The organism is Caballeronia sp. SBC1, assembly GCF_011493005.1.
Taxonomy (GTDB): domain Bacteria; phylum Pseudomonadota; class Gammaproteobacteria; order Burkholderiales; family Burkholderiaceae; genus Caballeronia.
Window position 1 is genome coordinate 1043538 of record NZ_CP049158.1, and the last position, 26063, is coordinate 1069600.

The 26063-nt window shown below is 60.5% G+C and carries 25 protein-coding genes; 11 read left to right on the plus strand and 14 right to left on the minus strand.

Going from position 1 to position 26063, the window contains the following annotated elements; genetic code table 11:
• The first annotated feature begins 428 nt into the window (after positions 1–428).
• The 7 genes from SBC1_RS40700 (at position 429) to SBC1_RS31540 (ending at position 7975) form a co-directional block, all read left to right on the plus strand.
• Positions 429–1103, plus strand: a complete 675-nt coding sequence (locus SBC1_RS40700; RefSeq protein WP_370469716.1) for a hypothetical protein — start codon at positions 429–431, stop codon at positions 1101–1103.
• A 102-nt stretch (positions 1104–1205) separates the two neighbouring features.
• On the plus strand, positions 1206–1736 hold the full coding sequence (locus SBC1_RS31515; RefSeq protein WP_165104913.1) for a MarR family winged helix-turn-helix transcriptional regulator: 531 nt from the start codon (positions 1206–1208) through the stop codon (positions 1734–1736).
• A gap of 6 nt (positions 1737–1742) precedes the next feature.
• A complete protein-coding gene (locus SBC1_RS31520; RefSeq protein ID WP_165104257.1) occupies positions 1743–3878 on the plus strand; it encodes an FUSC family protein in 2136 nt (711 codons plus the stop codon).
• A gap of 40 nt (positions 3879–3918) precedes the next feature.
• Positions 3919–4128: a DUF1656 domain-containing protein gene (locus SBC1_RS31525; protein ID WP_165104258.1), complete on the plus strand. Its 210-nt coding sequence runs from the start codon at positions 3919–3921 to the stop codon at positions 4126–4128.
• On the plus strand, positions 4125–5144 hold the full coding sequence (locus SBC1_RS31530) for an efflux RND transporter periplasmic adaptor subunit (protein ID WP_165104259.1): 1020 nt from the start codon (positions 4125–4127) through the stop codon (positions 5142–5144). Before SBC1_RS31525 ends, SBC1_RS31530 begins: the two co-directional genes overlap by 4 nt.
• Positions 5141–6631, plus strand: a complete 1491-nt coding sequence (locus SBC1_RS31535; protein ID WP_165104260.1) for an efflux transporter outer membrane subunit — start codon at positions 5141–5143, stop codon at positions 6629–6631. Before SBC1_RS31530 ends, SBC1_RS31535 begins: the two co-directional genes overlap by 4 nt.
• A gap of 279 nt (positions 6632–6910) precedes the next feature.
• Entirely contained in the window at positions 6911–7975 is a 1065-nt protein-coding gene (locus tag SBC1_RS31540; protein WP_165104261.1) for a putative zinc-binding metallopeptidase, read from the plus strand.
• 460 nt (positions 7976–8435) lie between these two features.
• On the opposite strand, the gene SBC1_RS31545 is transcribed toward SBC1_RS31540, so the two are convergent.
• Both SBC1_RS31545 and SBC1_RS31550 read right to left on the minus strand, forming a co-directional pair.
• Complete coding sequence (locus tag SBC1_RS31545) at positions 8436–9794, minus strand: MFS transporter (protein WP_165104262.1); 1359 nt, start codon at positions 9792–9794, stop codon at positions 8436–8438.
• Positions 9795–10128: 334 nt separating this feature from the next.
• A complete protein-coding gene (locus SBC1_RS31550) occupies positions 10129–10533 on the minus strand; it encodes a PaaI family thioesterase (RefSeq protein WP_165104263.1) in 405 nt (134 codons plus the stop codon).
• Positions 10534–10722: 189 nt separating this feature from the next.
• Here SBC1_RS31550 and SBC1_RS31555 point away from each other — a divergent pair, with 189 nt between their 5' ends.
• Together SBC1_RS31555 and SBC1_RS31560 are read left to right on the plus strand one after the other, a co-directional pair.
• On the plus strand, positions 10723–11688 hold the full coding sequence (locus SBC1_RS31555; RefSeq protein WP_165104264.1) for a hydroxymethylglutaryl-CoA lyase: 966 nt from the start codon (positions 10723–10725) through the stop codon (positions 11686–11688).
• Between the two features lie 10 nt (positions 11689–11698).
• The gene (locus tag SBC1_RS31560) at positions 11699–12082 is read left to right on the plus strand and encodes a VOC family protein (protein WP_165104265.1); all 384 of its coding nucleotides are present in this window, start codon (positions 11699–11701) and stop codon (positions 12080–12082) included.
• Between the two features lie 134 nt (positions 12083–12216).
• On the opposite strand, the gene SBC1_RS31565 is transcribed toward SBC1_RS31560, so the two are convergent.
• On the minus strand, positions 12217–12990 hold the full coding sequence (locus SBC1_RS31565) for an SDR family NAD(P)-dependent oxidoreductase (RefSeq protein ID WP_165104266.1): 774 nt from the start codon (positions 12988–12990) through the stop codon (positions 12217–12219).
• Between the two features lie 234 nt (positions 12991–13224).
• Here SBC1_RS31565 and SBC1_RS31570 point away from each other — a divergent pair, with 234 nt between their 5' ends.
• Entirely contained in the window at positions 13225–15252 is a 2028-nt protein-coding gene (locus SBC1_RS31570; RefSeq protein WP_165104267.1) for a hybrid sensor histidine kinase/response regulator, read from the plus strand.
• A 73-nt stretch (positions 15253–15325) separates the two neighbouring features.
• Here the strand turns inward: SBC1_RS31570 and SBC1_RS31575 are convergent, their stop codons facing one another.
• Complete coding sequence (locus tag SBC1_RS31575) at positions 15326–15517, minus strand: PbsX family transcriptional regulator (protein WP_165104914.1); 192 nt, start codon at positions 15515–15517, stop codon at positions 15326–15328.
• Between the two features lie 131 nt (positions 15518–15648).
• The gene (locus SBC1_RS31580) at positions 15649–16353 is read right to left on the minus strand and encodes a response regulator transcription factor (protein WP_165104268.1); all 705 of its coding nucleotides are present in this window, start codon (positions 16351–16353) and stop codon (positions 15649–15651) included.
• Between the two features lie 268 nt (positions 16354–16621).
• On the opposite strand from SBC1_RS31580, the gene SBC1_RS31585 reads away from it, so the two are divergent.
• Positions 16622–17083, plus strand: a complete 462-nt coding sequence (locus tag SBC1_RS31585) for a response regulator (RefSeq protein WP_165104269.1) — start codon at positions 16622–16624, stop codon at positions 17081–17083.
• A gap of 240 nt (positions 17084–17323) precedes the next feature.
• Here SBC1_RS31585 and SBC1_RS31590 read toward each other — a convergent pair whose 3' ends face one another.
• The 9 genes from SBC1_RS31590 to SBC1_RS31630 all read right to left on the minus strand — a co-directional run bounded on the left by SBC1_RS31590 (position 17324) and on the right by SBC1_RS31630 (position 26005).
• Entirely contained in the window at positions 17324–19066 is a 1743-nt protein-coding gene (locus tag SBC1_RS31590; RefSeq protein WP_165104915.1) for a methyl-accepting chemotaxis protein, read from the minus strand.
• A gap of 558 nt (positions 19067–19624) precedes the next feature.
• Positions 19625–19849 (minus strand): hypothetical protein, encoded by a 225-nt coding sequence (locus tag SBC1_RS31595; RefSeq protein ID WP_165104270.1) that lies wholly within the window; start codon positions 19847–19849, stop codon positions 19625–19627.
• Positions 19850–20246: 397 nt separating this feature from the next.
• A complete protein-coding gene (locus SBC1_RS31600; protein WP_031362000.1) occupies positions 20247–20450 on the minus strand; it encodes a cold-shock protein in 204 nt (67 codons plus the stop codon).
• A 281-nt stretch (positions 20451–20731) separates the two neighbouring features.
• Entirely contained in the window at positions 20732–21016 is a 285-nt protein-coding gene (locus SBC1_RS31605) for a DUF6723 family protein (RefSeq protein WP_165104271.1), read from the minus strand.
• Positions 21013–21297, minus strand: coding sequence for a hypothetical protein (locus SBC1_RS31610; RefSeq protein WP_165104272.1), 285 nt, complete (start codon positions 21295–21297; stop codon positions 21013–21015). The genes SBC1_RS31605 and SBC1_RS31610 overlap by 4 nt, the downstream gene beginning before the upstream one ends.
• Positions 21298–21370: 73 nt before the next feature.
• Positions 21371–21748: a hypothetical protein gene (locus tag SBC1_RS31615; protein WP_370469670.1), complete on the minus strand. Its 378-nt coding sequence runs from the start codon at positions 21746–21748 to the stop codon at positions 21371–21373.
• A gap of 568 nt (positions 21749–22316) precedes the next feature.
• Positions 22317–23666, minus strand: a complete 1350-nt coding sequence (locus SBC1_RS31620; RefSeq protein ID WP_165104273.1) for an MFS transporter — start codon at positions 23664–23666, stop codon at positions 22317–22319.
• 93 nt (positions 23667–23759) lie between these two features.
• Entirely contained in the window at positions 23760–24953 is a 1194-nt protein-coding gene (locus tag SBC1_RS31625; protein WP_165104274.1) for a CaiB/BaiF CoA-transferase family protein, read from the minus strand.
• A 116-nt stretch (positions 24954–25069) separates the two neighbouring features.
• Positions 25070–26005, minus strand: coding sequence for a LysR family transcriptional regulator (locus SBC1_RS31630; RefSeq protein WP_165104275.1), 936 nt, complete (start codon positions 26003–26005; stop codon positions 25070–25072).
• Between the last annotated feature and the right edge of the window lie 58 nt (positions 26006–26063).

A 26063-nucleotide genomic window follows, 5' to 3' on the forward strand; every position in this document is an offset into this window, starting at 1 on the left:
CCGCCGACGCCGACGAAGCGCTAGATGCAGAGCAGGTTTCGGGCGATCCGGACGCACTGGACGCGGCGTCGCAGGACATGTCCGACGCGGCATCGCCGGACGCCGCCAGCATGGCCCAGGCACCGTCGGACGCCAGCGCGGAGGCGTCGGAAGCACGCTCGCCGGCGCCGCCGATGACGTTCGATATCGACATGATCGATGGCCGCCCTCGCCTGTCCATTCCGCTCACGACCGAATTCGATCTCATCACCGACCTCACCGGCCTCGGCGACGCCGCTGCGTGGCGCAACCTGCGCGCGCTCGCACGGGCGGAAACCGCCCCGCTGACCGCACGCCTTGAACGCGCGCTGAAAGCCGATGAACAGACGCACTGGAAACGCGAACAGGAACGCGGGGAAATCGACCGGCCGGCGCTGGCGAAACTGGTTGTGTCGCCGGGGTATCGGACGCCCTTTCGCGTCAAGCGCGCGACCGAAGGACGAGATGCCGCCGTCACGCTGCTGATCGACCGCAGCGGCTCCATGGCCGGCGGAAAGATTGCTCTGGCCAGGCTCTGCGCCGCCGCGCTCTGCGACGCGCTGATGCAGCTGTCGTTCAAGTGCGAAGTGCTTGGCTACAGCTCGGTCGAATCCCCGGAAATGCGGGCGCTTTACGAGCAAAAGCTTGCCGAAGGCGTGGATTTGAACCGCTATAACCGGCGCGTCGAACGGCTCGACCTGCAGATATACAAGCGCTTCGGCTCGAACAATCCAGCAGGTTTGAGCGCGATTGATTGCGGTCACGAAAATCCGGACGGCGAAGCCTTGGCGTGGGCCGCCGAGCGTTTGGCGGCGCTTCGCGCCGGCCGGCGCATTCTGATGGTTCTGTCTGACGGCTATCCCGCCACAGGCGATGGTCATCCCGTGATATTGCGGACGGACCTGCGGGCACGCATAGACGAAATCACGAGTTCGGGGATAGAACTGATTGGGATCGGTCTTCTTGACGACGCCGTAGAAAAGTTTTATGCGCATAACATCGTTGTGCGAAAGCTTGATGAACTCCCCACGATGGCGTTCACAGTACTAAGCCAACTCCTGCTCAAGCGCGGCTACAGGCGCTAAACCGGCCTCTTACCTGCCCTCACCCCGCATCAGGATCATCTCGCCCCAAAAAAATAATTCAATAGCTTGCTAACGAATTGTCGTCGAAATACAATGCGCGCCATGCCAAGCATCGATGTCCTTCGTCAATCCGTCAGCAGCGCGCTCGTGATTGCCTCCCGCCAGTGGCGGCGCACCAGCCATGGTGTGATTGCAGCCTATAACGTCTCCGAAGCGTGCGCGACGCCGCTGCTGATCGCGGCGCGGCTTGACGCGCCGGTTCGACAAGTAGCGTTGGCCGAGTTGACCGGAATCGAAGGCCCGTCGCTCGTGCGTCTGCTCGATCAGTTGTGCGCGGCCAATCTGGTGCGCCGCGACGAAGATCCCGACGACCGCCGCGCGAAAATCATCTCGCTCACCGACGAAGGCCGGTCGGTGACCGCCAAGATCGAGAAAGAACTGATCGGACTGCGCGCTGGTGTCCTGAATGAAGTCAGCCGGGAAGACCTGGAGGCGACCCTGCGGGTATTCGCTGCATTTAAACTTGGCGCGTCCAGTCAAACGCAGCAAGCTCCAACACCCGCGTCACACCAAGGCCCTGGCATCAGCCCAACAATCAGCCCGACCGACACCAATACGGAAGAAGGCGTCTAGCGCACCATGACGTACCCCACTTCGCGCGACTGGATATTCTCGGTCAAGACCTTTGCGGCTTCCATGCTGGCGCTGTATATAGGCCTCAAGCTGGAGCTGCCGCGTCCTTACTGGGCAATGGCGACGGTTTATATCGTGTCGAATCCGTTCGTGGGGGCGACGCGTTCCAAGGCGCTGTATCGCGCGCTCGGCACCATGATCGGCGCGTCGGCCGCCGTGCTGTTCGTGCCGCCATTCGTAGAGTCGCCCTACTGGTTCAGCGCCGTGGTCGCGTTGTGGACGGGTACGCTGCTGCTTCTCGCCATCTCCGACCGCACCGCGCGCAGCTATGTGTTCATGCTGGCCGCCTACACCATGCCGCTGATCGCGCTGCCTTCCGTGATGAACCCCGCGGGCGTCTTCGACCTGGCTGTATCCCGGACCGAGGAGATCTTGCTCGGCATTGTGTGTGCGAGCGTGGTCGGCGGCACCATACTGCCGAATCGCCTTGCGCCAACGCTGATTGAGCGGACCGACGCGTGGTTCCGCGACGCCGCTTTCTATGCCCGCGAAACGCTCTCAGGGCGGGTCGGCGGCACGACCATCTCGGCGTGCCGGCAGCGGCTCGCGGTCACCGTCAACGCGCTCGAATTCCTGCTGAGCCAGCTTGCCTACGACCACACCCGGCCCGATATACTCGCGCGGGCGCAGGCGCTGCGTGGCCGGATGCAATTGCTGATGCCGATCATGTCGGCGATCAGCGACCCGCTGGCGGCGTTGTTCAACGGCCAGAAACCGCCGCCTCCGGGGCTCGAGCCGCTACTCGCCGACATCGTCACATGGTTCGACGAACCGCTGTCCGCGCGCACCGATTCAGCGTCATCCAGCCATGCCAATAACGACCCCAAGGCCGACGCCCTGCGCAGCCGGATCGCGAGCCTGCAACCCGACGCGGACACGCTGCGGACGTGGGAAGGCGCGCTGCTGTCGAACACGCTGTGGCGTTTGAAACAACTGGTCGATGTCTGGCAGGATTGCCGCGCGCTGCGCGTGATCATCACGAATGAACAAGGCAGTTGGCGGCCCCGTTACCGGCACTGGCGGCTGGGCGGCACGCAGCAATACTTCGATCGCGGCATGTTGCTGTTTTCGGCGGGTTCCGCCGTGCTGGCCATTTTCATCGCTTCGAGCCTCTGGATTGCATCCGGGTGGAACGACGGTGCGGGTGCCGTCACACTGGCCGCGGTTGCGTGCTGTTTCTTCGCCGCCCTCGATGAACCCGCGCCCCAGGTGTTCTCGTTCTTTATCTACACCTGCTTGGCCGTGGTGCTCGCCGGACTCTATCTGTTCGTCATCCTGCCGACGGTGCACGACTTCCCCATGCTCGTGATCATGTTCGCGGTTCCGTTCATCCTGATCGGCACGCTGATCCCGCGCCCGCAATTCAACCTCGCGACCATGCTGACGGCGGTGAATACCGCCACGTTCATCAGTATCCAGGGAACCTACGACGCCAACTTCCTGACCTTCATGAACAGCAATCTGGCCGGCCCGGCGGGTTTGCTATTCGCGTTCGTCTGGACCCGCGTGACGCGGCCGTTCGGCTCCGAACTGGCAGCGGCCAGGCTGATTCGCTCGGGCTGGCGCGACGTGGCGCTGAGCGCATCGACCCGGCCCGTCGATGACCAGAAAAACCACACCGCGCGCATGATCGACCGTCTCATGCAAGTCATCCCGCGTCTGGCCGCCAGCGACGACCAGCGTCATCCGTCCATCGAAAGTTTTCGCGATCTTCGCATTGCCTTCAACTCGCTCGACCTTCGGCGTCTGCGGCGACGTCTGCATGACGCCGATCTCGCGTCGGTCGATCGCGTTCTGGAAGGCGTGCGCGCGTATTTCCAGCAGTGCGTGGAGCGCGGCGCGCGTCAGCCGGTGCCGGCGAGCCTGGAGACGGCTATCGATTTGGCGCTGGAACGCATCACGAGGCGCGGCGGCGCGGTGGAAGCGGAAGCGGCCGCCGTGGAAGTGCAGCCGGGCCAGACGCCGGCCGCTCCCGGCCGCCAGATTCGCGACGCGCTGCATGCGCTGGTAGGCATGCGTTTGTCGTTGTTTCCGGATACGCTCGCGTCCGCATTGCCGCCCCCGCCGGAGCCTGCTGCATGACACGCCGCTCCTTCCATTCCTTTTTCCAAAGCACCCCGCGATGATCGGTGAAATCGATATCTACGGCGTGTTCCTGCCCGCCGTGCTGGTGCTGATGCTGGTTTCGTACTTGCTCTGCCTGGTCGTCACGCGGGTATTCGCACGCGTCGGCCTGTACCGTTTCGTCTGGCATCGCTCCATTTTCGATCTCGCGATCTACGTGATCGTGCTCGGCATCGTGGTCATTGTTTCGCATCGGCTATTACCGTGAAAAAAACCTGGTTCTCCGTTGGACAGATCCTCTTTACGCTCGTCGTCGTGGCAATCGCCGCGTTCGTGTTGTGGCGGCTGGTCGACTACTACATGTTCGCGCCCTGGACCCGCGACGGCCATGTGCGCGCCGATGTCGTGCAAGTGGCGCCTGACGTGGGAGGCCTGATCGTGAGCGTGAACGTGGTCGACAACCAGCCGGTGAACGCCGGTCAGGTTCTGTTTGTCATCGATCAGGCGCGCTATGAACTCGCGCTGCGTCAGGCGCAGGCAACGGCCCTGCAGCGCCGCGCAACGCTCGATCAGGCCCGCCGCGAGGACGCCCGCAACCGCACGCTCGGCGACCTCGTCGCGCGTGAAGTGACGGAGGAAAGCCATTCGCGCGTGCAAACGGCGGAAGCGGCGCTCGCGGATGCGGATGTCGCTATTGATACCGCGCGGCTCAATTTGCAGCGCACGACAGTCGTGAGTCCCGTCGATGGTTATCTCAACGATCGCGCGCCGCGTACGGGCGAATATGTGACGGCGGGACGCTCGGTGTTGTCGGTGGTGGACCTGCATTCGTTCCGTGTCGATGGTTATTTCGAAGAGACGAAGCTCCACGGGATCGACATTGGGCAACCGGTGGATATCAAGGTGATGGGCGAGACAAAAATATTGCGCGGGCACGTGCAGAGCATTGTGGCGGGGATCGAGGATCGCGACCGCACGCAGGGCTCGAATCTGCTGCCGAACGTGAATCCCGCGTTTAGCTGGGTGCGGCTGGCGCAACGGATCCCGGTGCGAATCGCGCTGGATGAAGTGCCGGCAGATTTCCGCATGATCGCGGGGCGCACGGCGACGGTGTCAGTGCGTGATATTGCGCCGCTCGCCAAATCGAACACGGTGATCGGTACAGGTGGCGCGAGCGGCGTCATTGCTGCTTCGGGTGCTTCAGGCGCTTCCGCTGCTGCTCCCGTGAGTGCCGCACCGGTTAGCGGCACTGCGACCGCCTCCGCGCCGGGTGCGAGTCAATGAAGATGCCGCGCGCTCTCGTCCTGACGCCGTTCGTGCTCGCGCTTGCCGCGTGTTTTACGGTTGGTCCCGACTACTCGGTGCCGAAAGACGCCGTCGTCAATGCACCATTCGCCAACGCCCCGCTCGACGGCGCGAATGGTCAGTCGACGATATCCGCCGGCCCCGTACCGGCGCACTGGTGGCGTCTCTACGATGACCCCGTCCTCGACGATCTGGTCCAGCAAGCCATGGCATCGAACACGGATCTGCGCGTCGCCGCCGCCAATCTCGGCCGCTCGCGCGCCGCGCTCACCGTGGCACAGGCGCAAGGCGGTTTTTCGGGAGGTACGTCGGGGGCGTTCAAACGCGCGCAGGAATCGGCGGAGCAATACCTGCTCACGGAGAAGATTCCCGTCGCGAATGAAGGTGATATCGGCATCAACATTTCTTATGAGCTCGATCTGTTCGGCACGCTTCGCCGGGGCGTGGAAGCCGCGCGCGCCGATAGCGATGCAACCCAGGCAGCAGCCGATCTCGCCCGCATTACGGTGGTAGCCGACGTAGTGCGCGCTTACGTGCAGAATTGCTCGGCGGCGGAAGAGCTTGGCATCGCGCAGCGCTCGCTCGACTTGCAGCGCCAGCGGGTGTCCGTATCGCGACGATTGCAGCAGGCGGGTCGCGGCAATGCGCCCGATGTCACGAGCGGCCAGACGCAAGTGGAAACGCTCTCGGCAAATATTCCGGTCTACACGGCACGCCGGCGGATCGCTCAATATCAGCTCGCCACGCTGCTGGTGCGTGCGCCCGCCGATCTGCCCAAGGGCGTGTTTGCCTGCAACAAGACACCGGTGATCGCGCAGCCGCTGCCCGTCGGCGATGGCGCCGCGCTGCTGCGCCGGCGCCCAGACGTACGCGAGGCGGAACGCAAGCTCGCTGGCTCGACAGCGAGGATCGGCGTAGCCACGGGTGCGCTGTTTCCAACGGTGACCCTCGGGGCATCGGCGGGGCTCACGGGGGTGCTTGAGGATCTCGGCACACAACCGACCGCACGATGGGGCTTCGGTCCTCTGATTAGCTGGAGCTTCCCCGTGAACGGTCAGCGCGGGCGGATTCAAGCCGCGCAATACGGTGCCGATGCCGCACTTGCCCAGTTCGATGGCGTCGTGTTGAAGGCGCTGCGGGAAACGCAATCCAGCCTCGCCACGTATGCCGCCGATTACACCCGCGCCGATGCATTGACGGCCGCACAGAAATCAGCGGCTGAATCCGCCGATCAGACCCATCGATTCTTTCTCGCTGGGCGGGAATCGTTTATCGCCGATCTGGATGCAACGCGGACCCTGACATCGACGAATTCGCAGTTGGCTGCGGCGAGAGGTCAGGTCGCGCTCGATCAGGTCAACTTGTTCCTGGCGCTAGGCGGTGGATGGGAGATGGACCCGAACCAGGACCCGGCCAAGGCAGCTGCTGCGCCGGTGGGAGCAAGTGCGGGTGCGCCGAGCCAGTAAAGCGGGTGGACGTGTTTGTCGGCTGATGAGTTAGATCGTCATCCTGACTAATAAATTGGCTTGATCGCGTTGTGACTGGTTATGTCGACGCCCGTTTGGAAGCCTGCGTCGATAAATACAAAACCGTCGTGACCGCGTATCTGACAGAACGCGTAAGCTAGGTCTGAAGCCGCCCCTGGAATCATTTTTCCCGGCGGCATGCAGGTTGCTTCGAAGAACTTCCTGCGCGCACGCCCATATTAGGGGAACATGCGCCATGTACTTCGATACCCGCGGCCTATGAAAACGTTCCATTGCAATCATTGCAATCAGCTGGTTTTCTTCGAGAATTTTCGCTGCGAACGCTGCGAATCGCTGCTTGGTTTTATCCCGGAAATTGCTGAAATCAGCGCTTTCGAAGACGCAGGCGAGAGCCTGTGGCGCAGCCGGCACCCTGAACACCGGGATACGCTGTACAGGCGCTGTCATAACTACGAAGTCGAAAAAGTCTGCAACTGGATGGTTCCGGCCGAGTCCCCAGACCCGCTGTGCCACGCCTGCCGCCTGACGCACACTATTCCCAACCTTGGCGTGCCGAACCGCCGCTACTACTGGTTCAGGCTGGAAGCGGCCAAACGCCGCCTGCTCTACACGCTCGGTGCGCTGGGACTGCGCGTGGAGTCACGTCGGGAGAATCCGAAAACCGGGCTGCAGTTCAGATTCCTGGAAGACAAACGCGGTAAAAGAGTGCTGACCGGTCACAACAAGGGCCTGATCACCATGAACATCGCGGAAGCCGATGACGCGCAACGGGAACGCGTCCGGCTTTCGATGGGCGAGCCCTACCGGACTTTGCTGGGCCATTTCCGGCACGAGATTGGTCACTACTATTTCGATCGGCTGGTCGCCGATACGCCGTGGATTAGGGGATTTCGTAAGCTATTCGGCGACGAGCGGGCGAATTATCGCGAAGCGCTGGCAAAGCACTACAAGGACGGAGCGCCGCCGGACTGGGGCAAATCGTTTGTCAGTGCGTACGCGACCACGCATCCGTGGGAGGATTGGGCGGAAACCTGGGCGCACTACCTGCACATTGTGGACACCGTCGATACCGCCATGGCGTGCGGCGTCGCGCTCATGCCGGGGAACTCGCTGGACCCTACCTTGGAGGCTAAGCCACCGCCTGGCGAAGCTACCTTCGATCATCTGATGAAACAGTGGTTTCCCCTCACCTACGCGTTGAACAGCCTGAATCGTAGTCTGGGCATGCCGGACGCTTATCCGTTCGCCCTCGCACCGCCCGTTGTCGAAAAATTGCGATTCGTGGATCGGGTGATCGCGGGGTCGAGGCACATCGGGCAGTGACTGGTTCGCTCGCGCCGGTGGACGGTTTTTTTTGGAGCTTTGGCGGTTTTGGCGTTTGCGGTCGGGTTGATGCCGGGTTGCCAGGTTCCAGGGTTAGCGGTCTGAGTCCATGTCGGGTTGCTGCTTTCAGCCTTAGCGGTCTGCTTAGGTTAGCTGATTTCTTTATCACTTTTAGCCACTGCGCGTGGCAGCGCGTCATTTCTTTGTCCAAAGCGACAAAGAAACGAAGCAAAGAAAACGCTTTCAAACCACGCTACCCTAAGTGTCCACAGCGTGCAGTTCCCATTCATAGGTGCCCCAAAAGCACGGTGCTCGCTAGAGCCACCAATGTGTGAAACCCTCCTTCTCGCGAATCCTTACACGAACACGCTTCGCCCCTAACGCTCTCGGGCAAGCACCAGATGTCGAGGAACCGGTACGGCATCACGCCCACTTGTCGCTTCGGTTCTTCGTGGATTGCCTAATTAGCGGCAGTGAAAGCAACATCGGCGGCAGCATCAGGCTGTGCGCCACCCGCCCCATGCAGCGAGACCTTCGACGTTTCCGGCAACATCAATCCACCAATCAATCCCATCACCGAGATCACAATCAAATACAACGCCGGCGACATATTGTTGCCCGTCGTCGTGATCAGCCACGTGGCAACAAGCGGCGCCGTACCGCCGAAAACCGTGTAGGCCAAGTTGTAGGTAATGGCGGAAGCTGTATAACGCGTGCGCGTCGGAAACACCTCCGACAACAACGGCGCCGTGACCACGCCCGACAACACCGCCCCAATCGCCAGCATGCCCACGCCAATCACCGACAGCAAAAAGTGCCCCGACCCCGCCAGCGAGAACGACGGATAGACGGTCGCGATCAGGATCACGCACGTCGTCAACACAGTCTTCCGGCGGCCGACCCAGTCCGAATAAAGGCCAGCCAGCGGGCACAGCGCCGCCGCGAAAAACAACGCGATCACCGTGATCAGCAGCGACGTTGCGCGATTCAACCCACCCGCTACTTGCAAATAAGTCGCGAAATAAGTAGTGAACATGTAGAACGACAACGCCGTCACCGAAATGAACGCCCCCAGTTTCAAAATGCCCCCCGCCTGCGTGCGCAACGTGTCGCGCAGCGGCGCATGCGCCACGTCATGCTCGCCCTCAAGCGCGCGGAAAGCCGGGGTTTCGTTAAGGTTCATGCGCAAGTACAGCCCAATCAGGCCAATGGGCGCGGCGGCCAGGAACGGGACGCGCCAGCCCCAGGCGCTCATGGCATCGGCGGAAAGCGACGCGTCGAGTGCATAGGCAACGATCGCAGCCACCGCGAAAGACGAGAACGTCGATACCGGCACGAAGCTGCCGTAACGCGCCCGCTTATGCTGCGGCGCGTGCTCCATCACGTAAGCGCAAGCGCCGGCATATTCGCCGCCGGCGGAGAAACCCTGCACGCAGCGGATGACCGTCAGCAGGAATGGCGCGAACGCGCCGACTGCGGCATACGTCGGTAACAAACCGATCAGCGTGGTCGCCCCGGCCATCATCAGGATCGTCAACGCAAGCGTGCGCTTGCGGCCAATGCGGTCACCAATCACGCCGAACACAATGCCGCCCAGCGGCCGGAATGCAAACGCCACGGCGAAAACGGCGAAGGTCTTGAGCAGTCCGACCGCCGGATCGCCACTCGGGAAGAACTCGCGCGTGAGAATAGTCGCGAGAAAACCATATGCGGCAAAGTCGAACCATTCGACGAAGTTGCCGATCGATGCCGCCAGAATCACCTTACGCAGCGTTTTCAGATCGACTTCAGGGGGCGATGCTTCCAACGTTCTCGACATTCGATGACTCCCGGGAAAAGGAACGGCGTTCAGGATATTTTTTTAGCGAGCCGGCACACCGGAAACGCGCTGGATGGGTCCCTTTGAGTAGATGCGACCATAAACCCCGCTCCTAGAACGATCACGTCATGGTGATAGGATCAAAGCGACATCGGTCCCGCCAGCGAGTCGTGTAGCCGATGCCGTGCAGCCGATGCGAACGCAGCGCTCCTAACGAATGGGGACACGGCCTACCACTTGCAAAATCTGCGTGCAACAGAACTCGCATACCATTGAGGGCTCGAGCCTCAGTCAAAGCACCCTATGCTTTTCACTGCCCGCCGCTCAAAAACAATCACTTCTTCCCGTGCGAACCAGCATATTTGAATGTCCCTTGTGCGCTGGCAATCAGAAGCTTGTCATCGACCCACGCTTCGCCACGCGAGAAAAAGATACTGCGCCCCTGCCGCTCGATAAAACCTTTTGCCGTCACACTCTCACCCAACCCGGTGTCGAGATAATTGACCGTCAGAGAAAGCGTGAAACCGTGAATGGCCGGTTCGCCGTCAGCTGCATAGAGACCTGCGTAACCGCATGCGGCATCGAGTAAGGTCGCTACCGCGCCGCCTTGCAACACGCCTTGGCGGTTCAGGTTACGGGCTTGGATCGGCATGCGGAACTCCGCGTAACCACTCTTCCACGCAACCAGGCGTGCATCGAGGAATTCGAGAAACGGATTGTCGAGAATGAAATCGGACATGGAAAAAAGCTCCTGCTGGAGAGTAATGTTTAACCAAAACTGTGCCATGACGAAGCATTTGGCGTGCGAAGGCGCTCGGGCGATCCTTGGCGCGAGCCTTTCCAATTTGGAAACGGTCGTGGAAAATCCACCGATTTTCAGGCCACCGACGCAGGTTCATCATGTCTTTATAACGCGTCACTATCCGACATGAGGAGCCCCATGAAACGCCTGTATATCCAGGAAGTCGCGACCCGCGACGGCTTTCAGAACGAAAAACAATTCGTCGATACCGACGCGAAAATTACCTTGATCGATGCCCTGAGCGCCTGCGGATTCGCGAAGATAGAAGTGACGTCGTTTACATCGCCGAAAGCCATTCCCGCGCTGCGCGACGCCGAAGCCGTCATGCATGGCATCGCGCGGCGCGAAGGCGTGGTCTACACCGCGCTCGTGCCGAACGTGCGTGGAGCGGAACGCGCGTTGTCGTGCGGTGTCGATGAAGTCAACCTCGTGATGTCGGTGAGCGAGACCCACAACCGCGCGAACCTGCGCATGAGCCGCGAACAGTCGTTCGCACAATTAAGCGAAGTGATCGGCGTGGTGAAGACAACGCCAGTAGCCATCAACGTGTCGTTGTCCACGTCGATGGGTTGCCCCATGGAGGGCGACGTCGCGGTGGAAGAAGTGCTGCGCTGGACCGAGCGTTTCGCCAGTCTCGGCGTGCACGGCGTGACGCTCTGCGACACCACCGGCATGGCGTTCCCCTCACAGGTGAAGGCACTTTGCGAACGCGTGCGCGCGGCATTCCCCGCACTCGAACTCACGCTGCACTTCCACAACACGCGCGGCATGGCTCTGGCCAACACGCTGACGGCGCTGGATGCAGGCATCGATCGTTTCGATGCATCGCTTGGCGGCATTGGAGGGTGTCCCTATGCACCCGGTGCAACCGGCAACGTGTGCACGGAAGAACTGGTGCATATGCTGGAACTGGACGGCTACGACACCGGCGTCGACCTCAACGCGGCGCTCAACGCAGCGGCGTTGCTGCCGCGCCTGATAGGTCACGACGTGCCGAGCCAGATCCTCAAGGCCGGCCGCCGGCTCGACCTGCATGACGCGCCGCCAATAGACGCAGGTAGCGTCCCCGCACAACAGGCAGTTGCCAAGTAAGGAGCCTGACATGGCCATCATCGATCACCTGGATCACCTCGTTCTCACTTGCGTCGATGAAGCGGCGGCGCGCCATTTTTACATCGAAGTCCTGCAGATGAAGCTCGAAACCTTTGGTGCGGGAAGGACTGCGTTCAAGTTCGGCAACCAGAAAATCAACGTGCATGTGCGCGGCAAGGAGTTCGAGCCGAAGGCGCATGTGCCGGCGCCGGGCGCGCTGGACCTGTGCTTCATCGCGGCCGTGCCGCTGGACGACGTGATCGCGCACTTGAAGCAGCACGAGTGGCCGATCATTGAAGGGCCGGTCGAGCGCACTGGAGCCACGCAGAAAATTCGCTCGGTCTACGTCCGCGATCCCGATCTGAACCTGATCGAGATTTCCGAGTTGATCTAAAGGATCCGTAGGGGCTCGTCATGCAGACGCGTTCCTGGCGTCCGAATACGCCCCATAAGCGACAACAAATAGCGCCCGACGCATTCACGGATTTGCGCCGGGCCGTACAACTTCTCGCCCCCGCTCCCGCTCCCTCACTCCGGCAGCCGAATCCCCGACAAGCGCTCACAAGCCTCGATCAGCCGATCCTGCAAGCCTGCATCGCGAGCGGCGGCGCTCGGCTCGCGCCGTTTCATATGGAAGAAATATTCGCCGGTCACCCTTGCGGCAGGATCGTCGCTGACGGCGAGCCAAGCCTGTGTTTGCGGCGCTGCCTTCAGGTCATCCGGCGCGCCCGAGCCGCCCATTTTGGTCGGCACCCAGCCGGGATGCACGGCATTGGACAACACGCCGGGCCAACGCCGTGCCACGCCGAACGCGAGCAGAATGTCGTGCAATTTGGAATCGGAATAGGCGCTTGCGCCCTGCCAGGAGCGCTTTTCCCAAAGCAGATCGTCGAGACTCGTATCGCCGCTTTCATGCAGCCCCGAACTGAGATAAACCAGGCGCTGTGGCTTATCGATCAAAGCGGTCAGGATGTACGGCGCAAGCGTGTTGATCGCGAACACGTGCGGCAAGCCGTCAACAGTCTCAACGCGACGCGGCTCACGATACCCAACGGCGGCGTTATGGATCACGGCATCAAAGTGTCCCAGCCGGTTAACTTGTTGGGCCACGCGGGCAGTCTCTTCGATACTCGACAAATCGCCGGACACGGCAGCTTCTGCGCCCAATACGCCTCGCATCGCTTCGTGCGCGCGCTCGGCATGGCGGGCATGCAGCACCACCTGATGCCCCTGCGCAACAAGCAGACGAGCGGCCATTTGACCGAGTCCATCGGCGGAGCCTGTAATGAAAATACGTGACATAGCGGCACCTTTTTAAAAATCAGACGAATAAGCGCTGAAAGAATATCGATCCTGTAAACGTGAAAGCGAGCGTAGCGTGAGAGTTTGCGGTTAGCGAGCGCGCGCTGGTCATCAAGCCCATGACATGCAGTCATGGACGGTAAGCACTTTGGATGCTTTGTAAAAAACGATATTTGCTTCAGGCGCGTGGTCGGCTAAAGTAATCGATCACGCCCTTTTTCGAGTGAGCGAATCATGGACGTTCCCGAGCATGTTGCTGACATTGCCGCGGCCAAACCGTCGCGGCTCTTTTCCTCGTCCGCGCGCGATGCGGGCTTAAGCCTCGTCCGCAATCTCTCGATTCCAAAGCCCTTTCCCGATGCTGCCTTTGAAGCCCAGTTCCTCGAAGATCATAGCCGCCGGTTCTGCGCGTTTCGCCGCGCATCGGCGCTTCTCGCGCTGAGCGTATGGGTCTGCTTTCTCTGGTACGACTTCAACTTCGGGCGCGAAAGCGCGGTGCTTGCACCCGTATTCATGCAGATCATGGCGCTGCGGCTGGCCGGCATCGTGTTGCTTGTGTTTGTCGGCAGCCTGACCTTGAGAGCCTCGTTTGCGACGCATGCCACGTCCCAACGCGTGATCCTCAGCGGCGTCTACGGCTGCAATTTGCTGCTGCTTCTACTGGTGGCCTTGTCACCGGGGCCGTTCAACTACACATGGTATTTCGTTGGCCTCTACCTTGTGTTTTTCTTCCAGTTCGGCTTCTTCTATTTGAAGTCGAGAGTGGCGCTGACGGCTGCCGTGGTCACGTTTTCATCCGTGATCCTGCTGCAGCTCACCATCAGGATTCTCTCGCCCGAAGACTTCTACATGGGCCTGTTCTATCTCTTCAACGTCGTCGTGATTGGTCATGGCGTGTGCGTGCACGCGGAGCGGGTATCGCGTGAGCGCTTCGCGGCAGAACGTGCTCTCGGTGTGCTTAATAACGAGCTCCTTACCGCAAACGTTCAACTGGAACGAAAGAACCTGGACCTGCTCGCGTCGAAGAAGGATCAGGACACGAAGACCAACGCACTGCTCGCGCTCAAAGAGCAGCAGATGCTCGCAGCGGAAACCGCAAGCAAGGAGAAGTCGAATTTCCTCGCCGCTGCCACGCACGATTTGCGGCAGCCCATGCACGCGCTCAATCTCTTCCTGCAAGCTGCCGCCGAAGCACTGCATCACGACGATGTAACCGAAGCCGCCCGGCTGATCGATGAATCCGGCCGTTCGTCGGTGATCCTTGCGCGCTTCCTGAACGCAGTGCTCGATCTGTCCCGGCTCGAGTCCGGCCGGGTCGTGCCGCGCTATCACGTGTTCGACCTCAAGATCGCGGTGCTGGAAGCGGCCGAACAGCTGCGCCCGCTCGCGGCTATGCACGGGGTGGAGCTGCGGCTGCGCATGCCAGAGGCGCCCGTGTATGTGCGCAGCGATGCGCATTGGCTTGGGCGGGCCATCGTGAACCTGGTGTCGAACGGCATTCGTTACGCCGATGCCAGCAAGAAAGCCGAGCCCGTGGTGATTGTGGGCGTGGTGCGTTCTGCCACGCGAACACGCATTGACGTGGTGGACAACGGCATTGGCATCGCATCGGAACACTGGGATTCGATCTTCCAGCCGTTCTTCCAGGTCGGCAACACCGAGCGGGACAGCGATAGGGGTCTCGGCCTCGGTCTGTCGATCGTGAACGCTGTGGTGTCCATCTTGGAGGAGCATCGGATCGAGTTGAAATCGACCGAAGGACGCGGTTCACGCTTCTCGCTCGAAATGCCCATTTGTGGTTCGCCTCTCGGCGAAGCCGCACCGCGGGCACGCGGCGAGACCGCCGATTTGCAGACCGTGCCGCTGGACGGACTTTATGCGTTGCTGGTGGAGGACGACAGCCTCGTGCGGGCATCAACGGAAGCGCTCCTCGTGCAATGGGGCATGCTGTTCGACTCCGCGAGCAGCTTCGAGGAGTTCGAGGAGACGTTGAACACCATTGAACGTTATCCGGATCTCATCATCACGGACTTCCGTTTGCGCGATTCAAAAACAGCGCGCGACGTGGCAATGCTGGGTGCGGCGAAAATCGGGCGGCGCTGCCCGTGCCTGGTCGTCACGGGCGAACCGGCCGCGACCATCGTGCCGCTCGCATGCGACCACGACGTGTTGAGCAAGCCTGTTAGCCCGACGGAATTGCGCCGGCAGATTGCGTCGCTGATAGCGGGACGTTCGGTGGGCGATGCCGCAGGCGCTTGCTGACGAGCCGGAAATCGACCGCCCGGAGGGCGATCGGTCGTCAACCTTGAGCACATGTCGTCCGCAAGAGGCCACTTCAGAACGCTTCAGCGCCAACCGCCGGGCCGAAGCCGACCTCGGCATGCATGTTGTCCCGGGTAATGCCAGCCACCAGGTGATTGAGGTCGTACGCGGCGAATCGCGCAGGCATCTCGGCGATGGATCCGGTTTCCCCGTCGGCAACAAGCGGTGCGTTGCTGTTGCCGGTCTTTTTTTTCACTACACGCATGTGGAATCCTGGCATTGCCCATGTCCTGCCGCGACGGCAAGACCTCGGCGGCATTGTAGAGGCGCAAACGCAGACAAAGCCTCACCCACACTTCTTATTTTATAAATCTCTCAGGTCCAACCGCCCGGCCCCTACCGGGACGCGCCCGCAGCCACCGCGTTGCCCATCGGCATCTCAATCCCCCGCCGCGCCATTTCCACGATCAGGAACGTCCGCCGGGTCACATGAAACCGGGCGAGGAGATCGCTTGAATACTCCTTGGCGGTGTTCTCGCTAATATTCATTTTTCTCGCGATCGCCTTGTTCGACAAACCCTGCAATAAATAGCGCAGCGTCTCGGTCAGGCGTGGCGGCAGGTTCAGCGATTCCACCGTCACGCCGGAATGCGTGGACACCGGCTTGGGGCTGTGACCGCCCTTTCCCAGCACGCTATTGGGCAAATACACGCGACCGCTCAGAATCGTCTTGAGGGCCTCGCGGAACACGCCCGCCCCTTGCTCACTCGCCTTCGAAATAAAGCCGCATGCGCCGCTCCTGATGCATTCCAGCACCGTATCGCGGTCGTCTTGTGCGGACAGCATGATGGTCTGTACCTCGCGCTCCTGCACCCCGATCCAGTTCAGCAGATCGAGTCCCGTGGAATTGCCCCGTAATTGATAGTCGAGGAAAACGAGATCGTACGAGCGCGCGGACAGCTTCTCCGTGGCCTGTTCGAAGCCGTCAGCCTCGTCGATATCGAGCAACGGCTCATTGGCCAGGATCAGACTTTTCATGGCGCTTCTAGTGAGCCCCTCATCCTCGACCAGCAGCACCGTCTTGAAATTACCGTTTTCCATTGCCATTCCCGTAAATCACGCCCTGATGGTAACGGCATGTCGGGGCGTCGCCACCCCCTCTTTCGCAGGGATACGAAGGAGGGTCTCCGGTCCCCCCGAAAAAGCCGCGCGGTTCCCCTCCTCGACCGGGTTTTGCGGCAAATGCTTAAACGCGACACTGCGTCATCGGTTCCGCAGCACTTCCAACGCCGGACTCGAAGTTGCCGTCAATGGAGGTCATACGGCTCCGGCGCCCCGCCCAGTCACATAAAACCAGGAGGAGGACACCATGAGCAGTCGTTCAGGCACGGATGAAGAGAGACATTTTGCGTTGTGGAGCGGCAAACAGGCGCGCATGCCGATTGGCTCGCCGCGAGTACTGATCGCTCACCAGGACAAACTGATCGGGGAATCGCTGGCCGCGCTGCTGCGGCTGACCGGGTTGCAGGTCATGCACACGCAGAGCCTGAAATCGGCGCGTTCGCTGCTGCAGAACTGGAAGCCCCAGGCACTGATACTGGACACCCGGCTCGACAGTGAATCCGGTTATGCCTTCATCAGCGCGCTGCGACCCGACGCGGACATCACCGGCCGGCTGCTGGTCGCGATCAGCAACATCTGGCCGGCCGATCCTATCGAAACCCTGAAAGATGCAGGCTTCGACGCACACTGCCGCCGGCCCTGCGCCACCTGGCGCCTGGCCGAGATGCTGACGACCTACTTCTCGATACCGCAGCGGCGCCCATACTGAAGCCACGCTGAAACCGCGCCGATGCCGACGTCGACGCCATTCACGCAGGCGGCACCCAAAGGCAAAAAAAGCAAATGCAATGACGACCAACACCGCACTGCCGACCGCTATCAGGTTGTCTGTCAACGCCGCCTGAACGCACCAAAAAGCTGACGTTAAAGGCCAGCGCATCGATATATAGAGTACAGCGCGACCGCGATCGCGCTGCTTCGCTCAGCTGCCGGACATTAACGCAGTGCGTCAAAACGTGCTCCAGCCCTCCTCGTCTGCACTAGCTGTTTTCAGCGGCGCAACCAGCGCGGTAGGCGAACGCTCAACGGCTCGTCTGGCAACCGGTGAAACCGCAGCACGAACAGCCGGCCTGGCGGTCGGCTCAACGGCCAACTTAGCGGCCAACCTAGCGGTCGGCTTAACCGCTGGACCTGACGCAAGCGTCGCACCCTCCATCTGGAAGAACGCCACGGCCTCCGTCAACTGCCGGCCCTGATCCTGCAGCGACTGGGATGCCGCCGCCGCTTCTTCCACCAGCGCTGCGTTCTGCTGCGTGACTTCGTCCATCTGCGTGATGGCCTGGTTCACCTGTTCTATGCCGCGACCCTGTTCAATCGATGCCGCCGCAATCTCTTCCATGATGTCCGTCACGCGCGCGACCGCCTGGGTCACCTCAGACATCGTCGCGCCAGCCTGGCTGGCAAGCGCCGAACCGTTCTGGACCTGCAGCACCGAGTTCGCAATCAGGTCCTTGATCTCCTTGGCCGCACTCGACGACCGTTGCGCAAGACTGCGCACTTCGCTCGCGACCACCGCGAAACCGCGGCCCTGTTCCCCGGCCCGCGCTGCTTCAACCGCCGCGTTCAACGCCAGGATGTTGGTCTGGAACGCAATCCCTTCGATAATCCCCGTGATCTCCGCAATCTTCGCCGAGCTTTCGCTGATGCCGTGCATGGTATCGACCACCTGTCCGACCACCTTGTTGCCGCGCTGGGCAACATCCGAAGCGCTCGTCGCCAGCGCGCTGGCCTGCTGCGCGTTTTCGGTATTCTGCTTGACCGTCGATGTCAGCTCTTCCATGCTCGCCGCCGTTTCCTCCAGCGACGCTGCCTGTTCCTCCGTGCGCTGGCTGAGATCAGTGTTACCCGATGCAATCTCCGACGACGCACTCGCGATGCTGCCACTGCTCTCACGCACACGACTCACGGTTTCGATCAGCCGCATGTTCATGTCGGCGAGCGCACCCAGCAACTGGCCGGTCTCATCGTTCTGCGTCACCACAATTCGGCTACGAAGATCGCCGCGTGCCACAGTGCTTGCGACATCCACTGCACGCCGGATCGGCAGCGTGATCGAACGCGTGATAAACATGCCCGCCGCCAATGCCATGGCGATCGCGGCCACGCAAATGGCGACCAGCAGGTTGCGCTGCATTTCATACTGATCTTCAGCGTCGCGCACCAACTGGTCCTGGCGATTGCGCGTGAAATCGGCGTACGCGTCAGTCGCCTTCACGAGCGCGGCCAGCAGCGGCCGGCATTCGTCATCCATTTTGACGATCGCCTCATCGTGCTTGCCGGCCAGCGCGAGCGCCACGATGTCGTTGGCAACCGGCCTGTACAGCGTCTCCACGCGATCGATTTCACCCACCAGACCGCGTGCGGTGTCGCTGCTACTGGGTCCGCTCGCGACCATGGTTTTCAGCAGTTTCAGCTTCGCCTGCACGTCTTCCGACGCACGCGTGACATCGGCCTTCTCGATTTCCAGGTCCGACGGTTTCGTCACCAGGACAAGATTACGAGCCGCAATGGCACGTCGGTCCACTGCAGTGCGAACCTGTGCTGCCATGTCGGCCCGCGCCCCTGGGCCATGGACGTAGTTTGAAAAACCATCGGTCGAACTGCTCAGCGCGTGCAGCGACATCGCTGACACACCGAGCACGATGGCTGAGAGCACACCGAAGCCAGCAATGAGCTTGCTCTTGATGGTCATGTGTTTGAGGTTCACGTGGTGACTCCTGCCCGGACGGGCTTCTGACGGCTGAATAGCCGCTGCCGTCCTTGGCCCCCCAAGCGCCGGCAGCGGTATGAGTGCAGCGCGGGCACGTCGATCCGTGCGGCCGCGCGCCGTGCCTGTCGCAAAGTTTTCGTTGACGGCGAGGCTCTCACCCCTCGAACGCGTTAAGCTTTTTCTGATGCTCCGTCACACATTTGTCGACATAGGCAACCGGGTTAACGACCGTGCCGGAAGGTTACTTAAGGGTAAAGATGTAAAGTTTTTCCAAGTATTTTTAGATTGGTTCTACGGGCCAATGCAGGACAAGTGCAACGGCATCCCCATAGAGCAAACGCTTATTCGATGAGCTGAAACGAGAACGGCGCACCTGAAGGTGCGCCGACGGGACACATGCGCTTGTTGCGCGTGCCAGGGGACTACAAGAGCAAGCCGACTAGATCGAACTTGAGAAAACGGATGTCTGGGGCATGTTCTTAACAGCAGGCCATTTCGATGGATGAACTAATGACCCGCCACGAACCCCACTGCGGACAATCAGCCGCGGGTGTCGACCCATTCCCGTGCCCACTTGCGCGAGTGACCGAGCGCTTGCGCCTCGTTCTTGAAATAGTCGAGAACGTGGAACTGGTAACTGTTGCCCTTCTCGCTGCCGCTATGGCGCTCGAGCAAAAGGTTCGACGCAAATGATCCATCAGGCAAACGATGCGCTGAAGGAACGACTTTATAACCGTTGTACAAATAAATATTAGAATTATGCATTAGTGATACACACGAACAAACGCAGGTCCGACAAACATTGATTGTCAGGACGCGTGATAACAGGCACAAGGCCTTAACAATTCGCAGAGGAAGCAGCAGAAAAACAGCAGAAAGCAGCCGAAATCACAAGCGCGCCAACGAACAATTAGCGTTCGTTTTGAATCGCGACGTGTGGCAGCGAAGTTGCAGGAGATTGCAGAGGGACTAAAGCGAACAGCGGACTAAAGTGGAAGTGCAAACAGATGCAAGCAGAGGCAGACAGGTGCAATGCTGGTGGTAGCGGCGTCGTTCAACAAAAGCGACTACCACAACCGGGAACCGAAGCTCCGCGAAAACATTTACTACTCGCGTAAATTGGCTCAAGCCAATCTACGCGATTAATCACTTACACCACCAATTACAGCGGGGTAATGTTCGAAGCTTGCAGACCCTTCGGGCCTTGCTTGGTTTCGAAGCTAACCTTTTGGTTTTCGGCGAGCGTCTTGAAGCCGTCGCTACGAATTTCCGAAAAGTGGGCGAAGAGGTCGTCACCGCCTGCGTCAGGCGTGATAAAGCCGAAGCCCTTGCTGTCGTTGAACCACTTAACGATACCGGTATCCATATTAAATCCTTGAAAATATAAAGATGATGCAACCCCGTAATGAGGCGAGAGAAGCTTCAAGGAAGTGAGAGGACAACAAATACCGCGGAGATAACGAGGCAGAATGATGAACAGCAATCGAGCTTCTTGAATACTTCGACTTACAGATTACGTGGCGCGGGGTGAGGTGTCAAGCTATTTCGGACGGTGCTTAGTCAGACAGTGTAACGATCACGTCGATTTGCAGCGGACCGACACCGCTCCCCCGCCCAGGCCAACGCCAGGATAGGCACTCGGGCTAGTCACTCAGGCACCGCGATGTCGCCGTCCACAAGGCTTGCGCCGTACTGCTCCGCGTAATCGCGTGCGCTTTGTGCATCGGGGAAAAGCGGCATGTCCGCGCAGCCAACAAACGGATAGATCACGCGCTTGTCGCTTAGCCGCGTGATACGCAGCGTGGGCATGGTTCCGCCCGTTGCGCGCCTTGAGGACGCCGCCACGTTGTAATTGGCCCATCCGGCCGGTTTGTCGGCCGTTCGGTTATCGAGCGAAGAGGCCACGGGCTGATGATCGAGCGAATAACTCATAGATCGGCGATCGATTCGCCAACGACGTTGCCGTCGATCAGCCGTTCGGCATAGCGCGTGGACGCGAGCCGTGCTTCACCCGAGCCGCTGAACGGCCCGGTGCCCGGTACGCGATACACCCGGCTGGTGGTCGTGGCGTCGTCAACGCCGCGCCGGGAAATCTTCACCGCAGCGTCGAAACCCGAGTCGTAATGGCGGGAACCGTCGGCACCGCGCGGCTTGTGCGGGTAGATCAGCGGATAAATTTCGAGGCCGCGATAGCTTCTTACAGTGTCGTTCATGATGTTCTTCAGTTTCAGTTATTGCGCGACGCCCCGAGATCTTGTCACGCGTGGCTACTGCGAGCGTTGCCGCTCATGTGGCGTTGTCTGCTGCGCCTGGTTGCAAAGGGGCGGACGGTACCGCCGCGGATGGCTGGAACCGTCGCACCGAGCGGGAAAAGCGCCCGCTTCGCGCGTTGTACAGTGCACCGGCCTGAACCTTACCGTCGATGATGTCTCGACCGTATTGCATGGCCAGCTCGATAGCGTCTTCGGCATTGGCCGGCTCGGCGCCCTTGATTGCCGGCGAATAGCGCTTGGACGTTGCGCTGTCGGACGGTACGGTGTCTATCTGAACAATCGCGGAAAAACGCTTGGGACCTTTTGCAAACGGATCGCCATGCGGCGGGAAAATCTGCTGCGAATAGGCGCGCAATGCATAGCCGCGATATTCGATGGTATGGATGGTCATAACGCACTCGCTGGACACACTGCGCTGACCGTCGTGGAAATCTGCTGAAGACCGATATGAAAACTGACGGTCATCGGCATCGGAACGATTAAGAATGCGCCGAATCGTTGCGTGAAGCAAGGCAAATCGAAGTTTGCCCGGCATTGCAAGGATGACGGAGGGGCTTGACCAGCGCAGGTGTCACGACAATTTTTAAAGCGTTAGTTGAAGTGCGCCGGTCGGTTTTTCCTGCGTCTTCACACTTTTCATCGTAGACGGTATTTTTGGCCGAGTCCGGCTGCGGATAACGGATTAAAGTCGTTTTACCGCTTCAAACGCCGGGCAAAAACAAGGGTCTCGGACAAAAACACCTGCAATTTTCCAGCGCGCCAATCTGCTGAGTAAAGCGATCGGGAGTATTTATCGCGAGCACCCTTGACTTATTTATATTGGCCCATTGCAACAAATCCTTGTCCATATTTAACAACGCGTCAGGTTGCAACTGGATTTTCCCCGATCGCACAACAAGAGTTTTTTTGATCTTATAAAGCGTCAAATGGCTCCTGAGAATAAAACCGCCGGGGCCAGGTTATCCCCGGGAAACGCGAGCCTCCGATGGATCTTTCTGGCGCAATATCGCGGGCAAACCGACCAGCAGGAGCAATGCACTGATGAGGCTCATCGCGCCGATCGCGTATAACGCGGGCGTCGTGCTGCCGGTCAGGTCGCGAATCCGTCCGACCATCACCGGACTCACAATGCCGCCAAGTTGCCCGAGGGTGTTGATCAACGCTATGCCGCCGGCCGCGCCCGCCCCCGTCAGGAGCTTCGGCGGCAGCGCCCAGAACGCCGGGATCGATGCCACCACACCCGCACCCATCACGCCGAGCGCCACGATCAGGAGGCCCGTTTGTTTGTCGAAGATCCCGGCGGCAAAAAAACCGATCGCCGCCATCACCAACAGTCCGCATACGAATTTACGGCGTTCGCCCGAGGCGTCGGAGAGCCGGCCCACCACGACCATGGCGATCGCACCGCAAATGTAAGGCACGGCCGTCAGCAAACCGATGGTGGCCGGGTTGTGCGTACCGGCGCTTCGAATTAACTGCGGCGCCCAGAAATTGAGGCCATACGACGCCACCTGGATCAAGAAATAGATCAGGCCGAGCATGAGGAAGCCGGGCGTCCTGACTGCATCGAGCAACGAGCTGCCAGCGCCCGTGTGCGTCGCTGGTCTCTGGATGCGGCTTGCCAGCAGTGACTTTTCCGAGGCGCTCAGCCAGCCCGCGTCTTCGATCCGGTCCTTCAGTAACTTGAGTACCAGCAGGCCCAGGACGATACACGGCAAACCGCCAAGCAGAAACAACCAGTGCCATCCGCGGATGCCAAGCACACCGTCCATGTGCCCGAGAACCAAACCGGACAACGGCGCACCAACCAGCCCGGAGAACGCCGAGGCAAGAAACAGCATCGAGGTGATGCGGCCGCGATGGCTCGCCGGAAACCACAACGTGAGGTAGTACAGCACGCCGGGGGCGAAACCCGCTTCCATTGCGCCGATGATGAAACGTAGCGCATAAAACTGCCATTCGTTGCCGACCAGCACCATGGCGCTAGTGGCGATGCCCCAGGAAATCATGATGCGCGCGATCCAGCGGCGCGCGCCGACCTTGTAAAGCATCAGGTTGCTTGGCACTTCGAACAATACATAGCCGATCACGAAGAGGCTGGCGCCGAGACCGTAAGCGGTGTCCGAGAAACCGAGATCGCTTTGCAGTTGAAACTTGGCAAAGCTGATGTTGATGCGATCGAAAAACGCGAACAAATAGCAGATCATGATTAACGGCATCAGCCGCCAGGCGACCTTGCCGATCACCGCTTTTAAGTCGTTTTCGCTGTGTGCCTGCGGTACGGCTGTCGTGGCGCCAAGGTCACTCATGATCGTCTCCTTGCCGGACTGGCCTTAAGGCCGTGCGGTCATATGTGTTCTTTGATGTTGAGGGAAAAGTTTTGCGGGTGACCGCAGCGGCGCTTATTGCACGGCGCCCTCGTTGCGTAGCCGTGCGACATCGCTCGCGTTGAATCCGAGATCAGACAGTACGGAGTCCGTATGTTCTCCGAGGGCCGGCCCCTGCCAAAGGACTTCGCCGGGGGTGTCGGAGAGCTTGGGCACAATGCCGGGCATCTTCACCGACACTCCGCCGGGCAACGCAGCGTCAAGCAACATGTCACGCGCCTGATAGTGCGGGTCCGCAACAATGTCGGCCACCGAATAGATCCTGCCAGACGGCACTTGCGCTGCTTCGAGCGCGGCGAGCACGTCGTCAATCGGGTGATGCGTGGTCCACGCGGTGATCGCTTCGTCCAGCCGTGCGCTCTGCGCGGCGCGGCCGTCGTTGCGGGCAAGCGCGGGGTCATCGGCGAGATCGGCGCGGCCTATTACGTGCATCAGGCGCTTGAAGATCGGATCGCTGTTACCCGCGATCACCACAAACGCGCCGTCTTCGGTGCGATACGTATTCGACGGCGCGATACCAGGCAACGCACCGCCGCTGCGCTCGCGCACGTGCCCTAGCAAGTCGTATTCGGGGATCAGACTTTCCATCAGGTTAAAGACGCTTTCAACGAGCGACACGTCCACGACTTGGCCTAAGCCCTGCCCGGTCTTCACGCGCAGGATCGACATCAATGCGCCGATCACGCCGTGCAGCGAAGCCAGCGAGTCGCCGAGCGACACGCCTACGCGTGCCGGAGCGCCATCGACTTCGCCGGTTGTATAGCGAATGCCGCCCATGGCCTCGCCGATCGCACCGAAGCCCGGACGATCGCGATACGGTCCTGACTGCCCGTATCCGGAGATGCGGACCATCGTGAGTTTGGGATTGATTGCGTGCAGCACGTCCCAGCCAAGGCCGAGTTTTTCGAGCGCACCGGGACGGAGGTTTTCAATGACGACGTCGGCGTCCGCGGCGAGACGCTTGACGACATCGACACCGTCCGGCGACTTCAGGTTCACGCACACGGACTTCTTGTTGCGCGACTGCAGATACCACCAGAGCGACGTGCCCTCGTGCAGCTTTCGCCATTTGCGAAGCGGGTCGCCGTTATCCGGCGCTTCAATCTTGATGACGTCGGCGCCGAACTCCCCGAGCATCCGGGCGGCGAACGGCGCTGCAATAAGAGTGCCGATTTCTATGACGCGAATGCCTGCGAGCGGTCCAGCCATGATGCGTGTCTCCCGAAAAACGTAACCTAGAAGACAGCTTAGGAGCTGGCAACGCGCCCCGTCCAACCGCATTTCGCCAATGACCGTTCGCGAACCGCGAACGCTCAGGTTCCCTTTTACTGCTCGCGCTCTTGGTGCTCTTGGCGCTCCACGGCTACCAGATGATCGAACAACATACGGCTGACCGGCGGGAGGCCTGCAATGTCGCGTACCACGACGATCAGGTCGCGCTGGCTCCAGGTTTCGTCGAGTGTGACGGCTGTCAGCCCGAGCGGACGGCCAACGGTGTTGAAGACCTTCAGTGGCAGCACGCTGATGCCTAAACCGGCCTGCACCATGCGGCAGACGCCGTCGAAACCCGGCACCTGGATGCGCAGCCGCAATGGCTTACCCGCCTGACGTGCGGCCATGTGCGTGCGCAGGTTGATAGAGCTGGCCGCATGCAGTCCGACATAGTCGCTATCCAATGTCTCCACGAACGTGACTTGCTCGCGCGCCGCGAGCGCATGATCCTCACGCATCACCACGACCAGCGAATCATGCCGGTAATGCGAGACATCGAGGCCGCGCGTATCGGCTTCGCCCGAGCAGATGCCGACGTCGGCGAGGCTGTCGGCTATACCCTGCACCACGCCGCTGCTCGGGCGCTCTTCGAGGTCGAGCTTGATGCGCTCGTTCATCGAGAAAAATGCCCGCAGGTCTTCAGGAAGGAATTCGACAATGGCCGAGAGGTTCGCCATCATGCGGACATAACCCCGCACGCCGGTCGCGTGCTCAGCCAATTCAATGCCGATGTTCTCGACATCGCGCAGCACGCGGCGCGCATGATGCAGCAGGGTTTCGCCGGCGGGCGTGAGCTCCATACCTCGTGCCCGCCGCACAAACAGCGTCGCGCCCACGGCCTGTTCGAGTTCAAGCAACCGCTTGCTCGCGGCCGATATCGCAATCGCCTCGCGCTCGGCGGCACGAGTGAGCGTGCCCTCCTCGTAGACCGAGAGGAAGAGTTGGAGCGTGGTCAGGTCAAGCCGTCTCAACAGGTTTTTGAGTGCCATGCGGGTGGTCAAGCAACTTGAACATGAAAGATGCCCGATGTTACCCGAGGCACGGACC